Source organism: Intestinibacter sp., assembly GCF_034113885.1.
Classification (GTDB): Bacteria; Bacillota; Clostridia; order Peptostreptococcales; family Peptostreptococcaceae; genus Intestinibacter.
This window is the reverse complement of the sequence record NZ_JAXEWM010000046.1, coordinates 1-13808: the sequence shown is the minus strand read 5'-3', so window position 1 is coordinate 13808 and position 13808 is coordinate 1. Positions and strand designations below refer to the sequence as shown.

12 protein-coding genes and 1 other annotated feature are annotated in these 13808 nt (G+C 30.1%); of the genes, 7 read left to right on the top strand and 5 right to left on the bottom strand.

Annotated elements, in window-relative coordinates; genetic code table 11:
- Nucleotides 1-779, top strand: a 779-nt coding sequence (locus SPD90_RS03040; protein WP_320924271.1) for a hypothetical protein, incomplete at its 5' end; no start/stop codon positions are given.
- Between the two features lie 607 nt (nt 780-1386).
- On the opposite strand, the gene SPD90_RS03035 is transcribed toward SPD90_RS03040, so the two are convergent.
- Nucleotides 1387-1908, bottom strand: coding sequence for a prolyl-tRNA synthetase associated domain-containing protein (locus SPD90_RS03035; protein ID WP_320924270.1), 522 nt, complete (start codon nt 1906-1908; stop codon nt 1387-1389).
- Between the two features lie 21 nt (nt 1909-1929).
- Nucleotides 1930-2889, bottom strand: a complete 960-nt coding sequence (locus tag SPD90_RS03030) for a DMT family transporter (protein WP_334309406.1) — start codon at nt 2887-2889, stop codon at nt 1930-1932.
- A gap of 134 nt (nt 2890-3023) precedes the next feature.
- Between SPD90_RS03030 and SPD90_RS03025 the strand changes: the two genes are divergently transcribed.
- The 5 genes from SPD90_RS03025 to ilvB all read left to right on the top strand — a co-directional run bounded on the left by SPD90_RS03025 (nt 3024) and on the right by ilvB (nt 9294).
- Nucleotides 3024-4364, top strand: a complete 1341-nt coding sequence (locus SPD90_RS03025) for a sodium-dependent transporter (RefSeq protein ID WP_320924268.1) — start codon at nt 3024-3026, stop codon at nt 4362-4364.
- A 106-nt stretch (nt 4365-4470) separates the two neighbouring features.
- Nucleotides 4471-5211 carry a M48 family metallopeptidase gene (locus SPD90_RS03020; protein WP_320924267.1) on the top strand — a complete coding sequence of 247 codons (741 nt, stop codon included), beginning with the start codon at nt 4471-4473 and terminating at the stop codon, nt 5209-5211.
- 195 nt (nt 5212-5406) lie between these two features.
- Nucleotides 5407-5663 (top strand) — a binding site (T-box leader).
- Nucleotides 5664-5787: 124 nt separating this feature from the next.
- On the top strand, nt 5788-6006 hold the full coding sequence (locus SPD90_RS03015) for an ACT domain-containing protein (protein ID WP_320924266.1): 219 nt from the start codon (nt 5788-5790) through the stop codon (nt 6004-6006).
- Nucleotides 6007-6288: 282 nt separating this feature from the next.
- Nucleotides 6289-7275 (top strand): ketol-acid reductoisomerase, encoded by a 987-nt coding sequence (ilvC, locus tag SPD90_RS03010; protein WP_320627265.1) that lies wholly within the window; start codon nt 6289-6291, stop codon nt 7273-7275.
- A gap of 339 nt (nt 7276-7614) precedes the next feature.
- The gene (ilvB, locus tag SPD90_RS03005) at nt 7615-9294 is read left to right on the top strand and encodes a biosynthetic-type acetolactate synthase large subunit (protein ID WP_320924265.1); all 1680 of its coding nucleotides are present in this window, start codon (nt 7615-7617) and stop codon (nt 9292-9294) included.
- A gap of 71 nt (nt 9295-9365) precedes the next feature.
- Here the strand turns inward: ilvB and SPD90_RS03000 are convergent, their stop codons facing one another.
- Nucleotides 9366-10691, bottom strand: coding sequence for an IS3 family transposase (locus SPD90_RS03000; protein ID WP_290687229.1), 1326 nt, complete (start codon nt 10689-10691; stop codon nt 9366-9368).
- A 199-nt stretch (nt 10692-10890) separates the two neighbouring features.
- Between SPD90_RS03000 and SPD90_RS02995 the strand changes: the two genes are divergently transcribed.
- The gene (locus tag SPD90_RS02995; protein WP_320924264.1) at nt 10891-12285 is read left to right on the top strand and encodes an MATE family efflux transporter; all 1395 of its coding nucleotides are present in this window, start codon (nt 10891-10893) and stop codon (nt 12283-12285) included.
- Between the two features lie 54 nt (nt 12286-12339).
- On the opposite strand, the gene SPD90_RS02990 is transcribed toward SPD90_RS02995, so the two are convergent.
- Nucleotides 12340-13449 carry a DUF362 domain-containing protein gene (locus SPD90_RS02990; RefSeq protein ID WP_320924263.1) on the bottom strand — a complete coding sequence of 370 codons (1110 nt, stop codon included), beginning with the start codon at nt 13447-13449 and terminating at the stop codon, nt 12340-12342.
- A gap of 187 nt (nt 13450-13636) precedes the next feature.
- Nucleotides 13637-13807 (bottom strand): zinc ribbon domain-containing protein, encoded by a 171-nt coding sequence (locus SPD90_RS15275; RefSeq protein ID WP_442909040.1) that lies wholly within the window; start codon nt 13805-13807, stop codon nt 13637-13639.
- Nucleotide 13808: the final 1 nt, after the last annotated feature.

Genomic DNA, 13808 nt, shown 5'->3' with positions numbered 1-13808 from the left:
ACGAGTTTAAAGGAGATTGTAATAATATAAAAAGGGAAATAAGTGATAAAATTTATTTTAAATTAGAAAAATCTAATGATGTTCTTAATAAATGGGTTAAATTTTTTAACTCTAATAAAGAGTTATCAGAAAATATTGTTATATCTAATTTAGATAAAATAAATGATTATAGAGTAGAAGTTAATAAAATATTGGATAATATAGATAATAATATTAAAATGATACAGTTTGATATCGAAAATATTACTTCAATTGATGATATTAAAAATTTGCAAAGAGAAATAAATAAAATAGAATATCATGTTAGAGGTTCTAAATATGAAAAAATGCTTTTTGCAAATAATGATTTACTACAAGATATAATTATTGATTTTAATGAGATAAATGTAAATTTAAGAGACAGAGTATTTTTAAATGATAAGATAATTGATATTAAATCTAGATATTCAGGAACTATATTAGAAAATGTAATGTTAAATAAAATTGATGAGATAGAAGGATATTTAGAAAAATTAGAAATAGAATATATATCTGATATTCAAAAAAATATAGTAGTTAAAATTAATAATATGAATTATAGTGAATGTATACAAAATATTAATAAACTATCAAATAAACCTTTATATTTAAGCCAAAAGGGGATTAAAGAAATTGATAAAATAATAGACTTATTACAGGTAAGATTAAATGATAATAAAATTGATACAATAGTCCATATGTTTAAAGAATTAGACGAAAATAATAAGAAGAAATGTTTAGCAGCTTTATTAGGTTTATAGTAGCATTAATTTTTATATTATAAACATATATAGATATTGAATACATGTTTTGAATAATAAAAAAATAGAGAGATGATATATTTCGAAATCCAAAACTTCTATCGAATTTCAAGTGAATCTTCCTATAAATATATTTCTATCTCTATATTTTTATTAACTTAATTTTTTTTGTTCGAACATTTTAGTTCAAACGGGTTGAACTTTTAAGTCTGAACGGGTCGAACATTTTAGTTCACAGTTATGGATTTAAACTCGTAAGGTTCGGATAAAATGCGCTATGTACCGGATTTAGAGTAACTTCATATGGATTTAAATCCGTAAGGTTCGGATGAAATGCGCTATGTACCGGATTTAGAGTAACTTCATACGGATTTAAATCCGAAAGATTCGGATGAAATGCGTTATGTACCGGATTTAGAGTAACTTCATACGGATTTAAATCCGTAAGGTTCGGATAAAATGCGCTATGTCCCGGATTTGAAGTAACTTCATACGGATTTAAATCCGTAAGGTTCGGATAAAATGCGTTATGTACCGGATTTAAATCCGAATACATTTTTATGCCAATAATAATTAAAAAATAAAAGAGACTCAAAACAGAGTCTCTCTATAAATCAACTTCTATATATTTATTTCCACAGTATTCTAACACGCGAATCAAGTCACTGTACTCAATAGATAGAGTAGTTGTATTGATTCCAGGATGCATAAGAACTTTGTGTCCTGTAAGATCCTTGTCTAGTAAAACTATTACCTTTCCAGAGTCGTTTACTACTCCAAGTGGGGTTACTGAACCTTTAGTCAGCTTTAATAGCTCGTATAGCTTTTCTTCGCTTGCAAAGCTAAGTCTTTTGCTTCCTATAATAGCTCTAAGAGCCTTTAGGTCAGCCCTTTTAGTTTCTGTTACAAAATAAAGATAGTAGTTTTTAGCAGTGTCTTGTAAAAATAAGTTCTTGCAGCCAATGCCCTTTATATTTTTTGTAACAACCTTAACAGCTTCAAAAGCTGTAAATACTGGTTCATGATCTATTTTATCGTATTTTATATTTAGCTTTTCTAAAAGCTCATATACCTTTTTTTCAGTTGAGCCTTTAAAATGCTCTTTATTTTCTTGTATTGTAGCTTGCATTTTTTCCTCCTACTTAAATTATTAAGCCGTTTGATTGTCGATACTGTGTTGCATCTTCATAGTACATAATATTGTATAGATAGATCCAAATAATATAAATCCAATTCCGATTATCATATTAAAAGGAATAAATTCTTTTAATACTATAAATGCTAAAACTGGAGCTATAATTGGTTTGAAGAAAAATATTAGTGAAGTTGTATTTGCATCAGTATATTCCATTGCTAGGAAATAGAAGCAATATCCCATACCTGTAACGCCAACAGCTATATATAAAAATACTGGTATACTAGTTGCTGTGTAGCCTGTAAATAAAGGAACATTTGCAAATGTATCTAGATTATGGCTGATTAAGAAATCGGCTATACTACTTATATGGCTCATCAAAGTTAAAACTAAAAGCTCTAAGCTACCAAATATAAAGCTAAAGCAAGTTACAACAGTTCCGCCGAATTTACTTGTAGATTTTTTCCCACATACACCGTAAAATGCAAATGTAAGTGCTGATAATATTGTCAATGTAATACCTACAGGTGATAATTTAGTATGAAGAGGATTTATTATAAATAAAATTCCTACTACCTGCATTATTAAAGCTATGATATTGTGTTTGTATATTGGCGCTTTTAATAATAAATGTGCAAAAAATAACACGAATATAGGATTGCAACTAAATATTGAAGCGACTACAGATGCTTTTGTATTTATAACTGCTAATTGATATAATATCATACTTATTACTATGCATATAAATCCCAACCAAGCGAATTGAAGTAAATCCTTTTTTTCTAAATTGATTTTTTTAGCTTTTAATACTTTTAAAGCAAATGGCAATAATACTAAGCTCCCCACCAAGAAACGAGAAACTGTCATCTGTATAGAGTTAAAGTTTCCAGAAACTAGCTTTAAAGATATTTCCATTGTACTGAAGAAAAAAGTACTCAAAGCTATACATAAATATCCTTTTTTCAAAGTGAACACCTCCACAATTTATATTAATACCAATATTTGTCATTTGCAAGAGATTATAAAATTATTTTTGGTAGAGCTGATATTATTAATATGATAAAATATATTAATATGGAATATAATAATTAAAAAAGGAGGACTTAAATATGTCAAAAAAAGAAGATTTGACAAGCAGTGAAAAGCGTGACAGCTTTACATCGAAAACAGGTTTTATACTTGCGTGTATAGGTTCAGCTGTAGGCCTTGGAAACATATGGCTATTTCCATATAGAGTAGGCCAATTTGGAGGAGCTGCTTTTTTAATTCCCTACATAATATTTATTGTATTATTGGGGTATACTGGACTTATGGGCGAATTTGCTTTTGGTAGAATGAGTCAAACAGGTCCAATAGGATCATTTAAAATGGCTTTAGAAACTAAAAATAAAAAATGGGGAGGATTTTTAGGAATCATACCTGTGTTTGGTGCTTTTGGTATAGCAGTAGGATATGCAGTAGTAGTAGGATGGTTTATAAGATTTTTAGTTGGATTTATAACAGGTAGTGCTATATCATCAGCAGATAGTGGAGCTTATTTTGGGCAAATTGCAGGACCTTTTGGAAGTATTATTTGGCATTTGATAGCACTTATAATAGTTACTATAGTGTTGATATCTGGTGTTTCTAAGGGAATAGAAAAGATGAACAAAATCATGATGCCTGCATTTTACGTTTTATTTGTAGTATTAGTGGTGAAGGTACTTACATTAGATGGAGCCGTAGATGGATTAAAATATTTAGTTTTTCCTGAATGGTCATGTCTACTTAGTCCAAAGACGTGGATTTACGCTTTAGGTCAGGCATTTTTCTCACTTTCGCTTGCAGGCTCTGGTATGATAGTTTATGGAAGCTATTTAAAAAGAGACGTAGATATTATATCAAGTGCTAAAAATACAGTAATATTCGATACCTTAGGGGCATTTTTAGCTGGACTTATTATAATACCAGCAGTTTTTGCGTTTGGATTAGATCCAGCTGCAGGACCACCGCTTCTATTTATAACTATACCATCTGTATTTAAGCTGATGCCATTTGGTAGACTATTTGGTATAATTTTCTTTGTATCAGTTTTATTTGCTTCTATAACATCTTTAATGAACTTATTAGAAGTGCCTATAGAGGCTGTACAAAATACTTTTAAGCTAAGTAGAAAATTATCAGTGGCTATAGTAGTGATAGCAGCATTTTTAATAGGATTATTTGTAGAAAATGGAGATGTACTTGGTTCTTGGATGGACTTTGTATCTATTTATATAATTCCACTAGGTGCATTTATAGCTGCTGTTATGTTCTTCTGGGTTATAGGAATCGAGAGAGCAAAATCAGAAATAGAATGTGGTTCAGAGAAGAAACTAGGAAAGCTATTTGAAATAAGTGCTAAATACGTTTTTGTATTCTTAACTATATTTGTATTGATTGCAGGAATTCTTTTAGGCGGTATAGGCTAATATTGAATAAAATCCTTTCTAACTATTTTTAAATATTTAGGAAGGATTTTTGTTGTTTATAAAAAAATTATATTTAGAGTAAATTATTATAAATTAAGGAGAAAAGATGGATAAAATAACTTTTAATTATGAGGATAAAATCTTAGATGTAGATATAATATACAGAAAGAGAAAAAATATATCTATAAAAATAACTCCAAAGGATAGGATACAGATAATTGCGCCACATAAAGTGCCTATAAAAATATTAAAGGAAACTATAGAGAAAAATTCAAGCTGGATCTTGTCAAAGCTAGATAAATTTAAAAATATGGACGATTCTTTTTTAAAAAGAGATTACGTAGATGGTGAGATATACTATTATATTGGAAAGCCTCATTATTTGAAGATAATAAAAGATAAAAATATGCAAAATAAGAAAAATTACAATTATATAAGTATAAAAGAAGAATATATTGAGATTAGGACAAATAATTGGGAAGGAGAATATTTAAAGGAGAGCTTGAAAAAATGGTATAAGCTAAAAAGTGAGGAAATTGTTATGGATAGACTCGCTTATTTAAGAGAGCAAAGTGATTATTTTAGAAAAATCGAGCCCAATTTAATAAAGGTGAAAGAGCAAAAGAAAATTTGGGGCAGCTGTAATTCTAATAAAAACATCTACATAAATTCAAAAATATCTATGCTACCTGTAGAGGCTATCGATTATATAATAGCACATGAATTTTGTCATATACTTTATATGAATCATTCAAAGGATTTTTACGCTTCAGTCGAAAAAATAATACCTAATTACAAAGAAATAAATTTATGGTTGAAGAAAAATAGCTATAAATTTACTTTATAATCTGCATTATTATTTGTCGGTAATTGTATATTTCGCTTTATTTGTTAAAATATAAGCTCGAAATCCGATGCTGAAATTTGATGAAAATTAAGTTTTTTGTAAATATAGTAAATTTTGAAAAAACTTTGAAAAATCGTGTTGACTTTAAATTACAATCTGAATATAATATAAGTATAATAAATGAAAAACAAAAAAACAAAAGCTTTGACGGAGACAAAAATGTTCGTTGATTAATTACAGAGAGTCGGTGATGCTGAGAGCCGATGTTAATTTGAACATATAATGATCACTCCTAGCTTCCATATTGAACGGGTGACTTATTAAATATGGACGTTCGCTAACGTTACATAGCTATAGTTAAGATTAGCTCTGACTAGAAAAAATGAGGGATAGTCATTTATTATATGGCTATAAATAAGGTGGTACCGCGGAATATAACTTTCGTCCTTATGAGTGATAAAGTGTTGCTTATATAGGAAGAAAGTTTTTTTTATTGCAAAATTTCCTATAAGCACACAATTTGAAACCAATTAAAAATTTAACTAATTTCAAAGGAATTTATAGGGGGTAAATATTATGAAGAGAAACGTATATGCAAAATTAAATCAAGGTATGGATTCATTTTTAAGAGTAGCCATGACATTAAGAAGAAAAGAGTTATCAGTAGAAGCAATAAGTATGAATAGAGAAAATTCAGGAATGTACCTTACAATAAATGAAGATGAAACATCTTTAGAAGAAGTAGTAAACCACATGAGAAAATTATATGATGTTACAGATTTACAAGTACAATAATATCGAGAATAATCTAAAAACAAAAAATAGTCGGAATATTTAAAAAAAATAAAATGTAAAAAATAATAAAAATTTAAAAATTTGTTTGAAAAATATGTAAGATTGAGATATAATATCTTATACCAAAATATGGAATATATTAAATAACAATTTATAATAAATTAAATTGCTTAATGGTAAATAATTAATAACTTTTTAAATAACTGATTTGGATATTCTATTTTTATAGTTTTATCAATAAAAATAATTAATATATATAAATAACAAGGGGGATTTTCAGTAATGAGAATGTTTTATGACAAAGACGTAAGCATGGACGCTTTACAAGGAAAAAAAGTAGCAATATTAGGATATGGTAGTCAAGGTCATGCACATGCACAAAACTTAAGAGATAGCGGTGTAGATGTAATAATAGGTTTACATGATGGATCAAAATCAGCAGTAAGAGCTAAAGAAGATGGATTTGAAGTAGTAAGTGTAGCAGAAGCTACTAAAGCAAGTGACGTAGTAATGTGCTTATTACCAGATGAAAAACAAAGAATAGTATACGCTGAAAGTATAAAAGATAATCTTAAAGAAGGACAAACATTAGCATTTGCTCATGGATTTAATATACATTTTGGATATATAACTCCACCAGAATATGTAGACGTTATAATGGTTGCTCCTAAAGGACCAGGTCACTTAGTAAGAAGTGTATTCAAAGAAGGAAGCGGTGTTCCAGATTTATTCGCAGTATATCAAAACTACACTGGTAAAGCTGAAGAAACAGTTTTAGCTTATGCTAAAGGTATAGGTGGAACTAGAGCTGGTGTACTAGAAACTACTTTCAAAGAAGAAACTGAAACTGACTTATTCGGTGAACAAGCTGTTCTTTGCGGTGGATGCGAAGAGTTAATAAAAGCTGGTTTCCAAACATTAGTAGATGCTGGATACCAACCAGAAATAGCTTACTTCGAATGCTTACATGAAATGAAATTAATAGTTGACTTAATGTACAACGGTGGACTTGAAGCAATGAACTATTCAGTAAGTGAAACTGCTGAATATGGTGGATATGTATCAGGTAAGAGAGTTATAGGTGAAGAATCTAAGAAAGCTATGAAAGAAGTATTAGCTGATATACAAAGCGGTAAATTCGCTAAAGAATTCATAGCTGAATGTGAAAGTGGATGCAAGAAATTCCATGCTATGAGAGAAGAACAATACAGTGCTCAAATATCTGAAACAGGTAGACAATTAAGAAGCATGATGTCATTCTTAAAATAGAAATAAGATAGACAATTTATATAAAAGCTAATAAAAGCATATTGGAAATTACAACTATATAATTTCCAATATGCTATAAAAAACAAAGTTTATTGGGGCAACATTAAAAATATATAGTTGCCTTTTAAAATAAATTTAGTATTACCTCATGTAATTTCAGAATATTCAAAAAAATTAAGGGAGGTTTTACTTTTTTTCTTGGTAAATAATTAATATAAATAACTGGTATATATAAAATTTATTCAATATATTTAGATAAAAAGGAAATAAAGGGAATGGAAATACGGATTTTTTAATTAAAAAAAGACGAAAAGAAAGTTTAAGGGGGACAAAGACAATATGCAAGGCGCTAATCTTATAGTTGAATGTTTAATAAAAGAAGGTGTAACCACTATGTTTGGTTATCCAGGAGGGACAGTAATACCTATATATGATGCTTTATACGATTATACAGACAAAATAAAACATGTAAGAACCTCACATGAACAAGGTGCAGTTCATGCAGCTGATGGATATTCTAGAAGCTCTGGAAAAACAGGTGTATGTGTAATTACATCAGGTCCAGGAGCTACTAATGCAGTTACTGGAATAGCTACTGCATATATGGATTCATCACCTCTTGTCGTAATATCAGGTCAAGTTGGAACAAGCCTATTAGGAAAGGATACATTCCAAGAAATAGATATAACAGGTGTAACATATTCTATAACAAAACACAATTTCTTAGTTAGAGATTTAAAAGAATTACCTAATATAATAAGAGATGCTTTTATAATAGCAAATGAAGGTAGAAAAGGTCCAGTTCTTATAGATATACCTAAAAATTTACAGGTTTCAGAGATAGATTACAATATGGACGATTATATACCTTCAAATCAAAACAAAAAGGTAAAAGATCAATTCCAAATAAGAGAAGAAAACGAAACTAAAAGTAAATTGCAAGCTGCTGCAGATTTAATAAAGGAATCTAAAAAGCCTGTTATATATGCAGGTGGAGGAGTAAAATCAGTAGATCAATATGAATTACTTAAAGAATTTGCAGAAAAAATAAATACACCAGTATTAAATACTCTTATGGGACTTGGCGGTATAGATAGAAAAAATCCACTTTCTTTTGGACTTGTAGGAATGCATGGAAGTAGAGAAGCTAACCTAGCTATATCAAATGCCGATTTAGTTATATCTGTAGGGGCACGTTTTAGCGATAGAGTAATAGGTAACAAGGATGAATTTGCTAAAAACGCTAAGGTTATACAAATTGATATAGATTCATCTGAAATAAGCAAAAATATACCAGCTGAAATAGCTTTAGTAGGAGATTTAGGTGATGTACTAGAAGGTCTTTTAGAAAAAGTAGAGCCAAAAGACAATTCAGCTTGGTTAGATGAAATAGAAACTTTCAAAGACAATGAACACGTAGTAGATAAGGATGAATTCCATCCTAAAAATATAATAGAAGCATTTAACAAAAAATTAGGCGGTAATACTACTGTAGTGACAGACGTAGGTCAACATCAAATGTGGGCAGCACAATACTGGAAGTTTGAGCAAGGTAGAACTTATATAACTTCTGGAGGCCTTGGAACTATGGGATTTGGATTAGGAGGAGCTATGGGCACAAAATTAGGAACTCCTGATAAAAAAGTAGTCTTAGTTACAGGTGATGGAAGCTTCAAGATGAATTGTAACGAGCTTGCGACAGTAGCTACATACAATATTCCAGTAGTTATATTACTACTTAACAATAATGCCTTAGGAATGGTTAGACAATGGCAAAATCTATTCTCTAATAAGAGATATTCAGAAACAGACATATACGATAAGACTGACTATATAATGCTTGCAAATGCATATGGAGTAGAAGGTCATAAGGCAGAAAGCCTAGATGAATTGAATTCAATTTTAGAGAATTTAACTTTAGATAAACCTGTTTTAGTGGAATGTAAAATAGATCACGATATAAATGTATATCCAATAGTTCCACCAAACGATAATTTACTTAATTTAATATGCAATTAATAAGTTGAATAAAAAAGGTCGTCGTACTTTAAAGTGGACCCTTTGTCAAGGACACTAGAAAAAAAGTGTGGCTAAGCCGCCATTAAAAGCTGATTTCTGAATTGAACAGGAGTCAGCTTTTTTAAATTCCATTGACATCTAAAATTATTATAATAATCCATATAATCATCTACTACAAATTGTAATTCCTCAAATGTATTACAAGATTTATAATCCATTTCATCTTTCATATGACCAAAGAATGATTCCTGCGGAGCATTATCCCAACAGTTACCCCTTCTAGACATAGATTGTCCTAAGTTGTTTTTCTTAAGTAAATTTTGAAATTTCGGACTAGTATAATGAGAACCTTGATCTGAATGAACAAATGCATCCTTATGTAATTTTAAAGATTTAATATTAACTAATTTATCTATAGTTTCAGTTACTAGTTCTATAGCTAAACTACTTGATAAATTATATGCTAATATTTCATTAGTTGAGGAATCTTTTACAGTAGATAAATATGCCATTTGACCATTGCCGTAAGGCATATATGTTATATCTGTTAATAGCACTTTACCTGGTATATTTTGCTTAAATTCTCTATTTAGTTTATTTTCCACAACTCGATGTTCTTTAGTTGCTTTAGCCATACGTTTATACGGATTAGCTTTACGTATAGGGCAAACTATGTCATATTTTCTCATTATTCTTTGTATTTTCTTTCTGTTCATTTTTATCCCAAATTCATTTTCTAAAGTCATTTTTATAGATCTAGAACCTTTCTTGTATCCTCTATGATTAAATGCCTTTAGAATGATTTCTTTTGCCTTTAAATCGTTTATTTCTTTGTGATTTCTAAGGTCTTTTGTTCTTAAAGATTTATAATATCCAGAAGTAGATACATTTGCAATTTTACATAAATGTTTTACCATTCCTGTTAAATTGAATTTAGATATTATATCTTTAATTAATCCAAAAACTTTTACTGGTTTTAATTTATTATTTTTCACCTGCCTTTCGCTTATTTCTAACTTTTTTACAAGTTCAAGCTCCGCTTTTAAATATTCAATTTCTGCATCTTTTTTAGCTAGAATTTCTTCTAATGTTAATTCTCGATTAAGTGGTCTCCCAGAATTTAATGCTCTTGTATCATCTAAACCTAGAACACCTTTCTCTTTATATGATTTTCTCCATCTATGGCTAGCGCATTCAATACGTTTTGTTCCGATTACTTCAATATCAAAACCTGCCTCTTCAAAAATTTGTCTAGGTGTTTTACCTGTTTCATATTCAGCTATGAAATGAAGTTTAAATTCATTAGTATATGTAATTCCTTTTTGGCTTACTTTTTTAACATATTTATTTTTAGATAATTCATTAATATCTTTTTCAGAAAAAATTTTTTTACTCATGCCTATTCAACTCCTTTAATGTTATTTTACATAAAAATATCCTATACAGGTAGACACTTTTTTTCTAGTGTCCACTGTATAGGATCCATTTTACTTTGTGGCGGCCTTTTTATAATGCATAGAAAATTTATATGTTTTTAAAATAAAGGTTTTCTTATAAAATATATGTAGAGAGAGTTTTTAAGGAGGATTATAGTTTATGATAAAATCACAAAGGGAAAACCCACTTGGATGCGAACCAGTATCGAAGCTTATGAGAAAATTTGCCGTTCCAAGTATAATTGCAATGCTCGTCGGAGCTCTTTACAATATAGTCGACCAGTTATTTATTGGACAATCAGTTGGGACCTTGGGAAATGCAGCTACTAATATAGCTTTTCCACTATCGACATCTTGTATAGCGTTGGCGCTTTTATTTGGTATAGGAGGCGCTTCATGCTTTAACCTATCTATGGGAAGAGGAGAAAAGGAAAAAGCTGGATATTATATCGGAAATGCATCATTTATGCTTTTTATAAGCGGTTTGGTTTTATGTATATTATCGCAAATTTTTTTGGTACAGCTTTTAAAGGCTTTTGGAGCTCCAGATGATGTACTTCCATACGCTGAGGTTTATGTTAGAATTACTGCAATAGGATTTCCATTTTTAATTTTAACAGTTGGAGGAGGTCACCTAATACGTGCAGATGGAAGCCCTAGGATAGCCATGATGTGTAGTTTATTGGGAGCTATAATAAATATAGTACTCGATGCAGTATTTATTATGGGATTAAATATGGGGATGGCAGGTGCCGCTTGTGCTACTATAATAGGACAGATTGCATCAGGTATTGTTGTAATTGTATATTTGAAAAATTACAAAACAGTAGCTTTAGCTAAAAAGCATTTTAAGGTGAGATTTGAATATACAAAGGAAATAATGTCTATAGGAACTGCATCTTTTATAAACCAACTAGCTATGATGCTGCTTCAAGTAGTTTTAAACAATTCACTTAAATACTATGGATCTTTATCTGTATACGGAGAAGCTATACCTATAGCTTGTTCAGGTATTGTCATGAAGGTGGCTCAATTATTTTTCTCTATTGTAATCGGGCTTGCACAGGGTAGTCAGCCTATTCAAAGCTTCAACTATGGAGCTAAAAAATACGACAGAGTTAAAGAGTCTTACAAGCTTGCAAACAAATATGCAGGTTTAATATCTGTTTTGGCTTTTGTTTTATTTCAAGTATTTCCGAGACAAATTATGTCTATGTTTGGCGAGGGGACAGAAGCTTACTATCAATTTGGAATTAGCTATTTTAGAATATTTTTATTCTTTATATGTGTGAATTTCGTTCAACCTATTACAGCTACACTGTTTACTTCTATAGGTAAGCCTGTTAAGGGGACTTTTTTATCTCTTACAAGACAGATTATATTTTTGTTACCACTTATTATAGTATTGCCGTTGTTTTTAGGAATTGATGGAATACTTTATTCTGCTCCTATAGCTGATTTTATAGCATTTATTGTGGCTTTGGTTATGGCTGGATTTGAGTTTAGAAATATGAAGAAGTTAGCTGAAAGTGATATGAATCTTGAGGCTAAATAAATTATAGGCACTGTCTTATATAAATCAGTGCCTAAAGTGTTTTTTGAGTTTATTCTAAACTTCTATTAATTCATATTCCTTACTTCCAAGTCCTAGCTTAACTGCATGATCTATACAAACCTCCCAGTTAGTCTCAGGATGAGTATTTGTAAAGTGATCGTGAGTGTGATGGTCTTTTTCTGCTAAGTAGCTTCCAGGCATAACAGGTTGCTTATTACATGCATCAGCACAAGCCATATCTATTGCAACAGGGTCAAATGAAGCGAATATTCCTACATCAGGTATTATAGGTAGGTCGTTTTCAACATGACAGTCGCAGTAAGGCGATACATCTATTACAAATGAAATATGGAAGTTAGGTCTATTATGTACTACAGCCTTTGAGTATTCTGCTATTTTTTTGTTAAGTATGTCGTTAGTTTCGTTGTTTACAGATTTAACAGCATCGTGGTTACATGAGCCTATACATCTTCCACAGCCTACACATTTATCGTGGTTTATTGAAGCTTTTTTATTTTCGTCAAAACTTATTGCACCGTGGGCACAGTTTTTAGAACAGACTTTGCAGCCCTTACATTTATCAGTTAGTATTATAGGTTTACCAGCTGAGTGCATTTCCATTTTACCGGCACGAGAGCCACATCCCATACCTATATTTTTTAGACATCCTCCGAATCCAGTTGATTCATGGCCTTTGAAGTGAGTCATAGTTATAAATATATCTGCATCCATTATAGCACGACCTATTTTAGCTTCCTTAACGTATTCTCCACCTTCTACAGGAACTAGAGCTTCATCAGTACCCTTAATACCGTCTGCTATTATTACATGACATCCTGTAGCGAAAGGATTGTAGCCATTTTCATAGGCTGAATCAAGGTGTTCTAGACCATTTTTTCTTCTACCAACATATAAAGTATTACAGTCAGTCAAAAATACATTCCCACCTTGAGCTTTAATTAAATCTACTATTACTTTAGAAAAATTTGGTCTAAGATAAGCTATATTACCAGGTTCACCTAGGTGTATTTTTATTGCAGTGAATTTTTTCTCGAAATCAATAGTTTCTATTCCAGCAGCCTTGACTAATTTTTCTAGCTTTTGTAAAATAGTATTTCTTGGGTTTGTTCTTAAATTTGTAAAATATACTTTAGATTTTGACATTTTGTTTCCGTTACTGAAAACTTATAAAAATCTATAAAAAATTATAAAATTTTATGTTCCATTCCTTTTTCAACGTATCTGTTTTTGCTATAAATAAATTCATAGCTAATTACATTTGATATAATACTCCAAAGGCTTAAATTCCCGACTAACGTATCGGTACATACGGGTAGTGTTGTTTAAGTAACTAGGCTATCGATTTTCCGTAATTCATAAGATTTATACTTGCATTCTTATCTCTATCAATTAGAGTATTACATATTTCGCATTTATAAATCCTATCCCTAAGCTTTAAATCACTTTTTTTTGCTCCACAGCATGAACATATTTTACTACTTGCATAAAATCTATCTGCAATT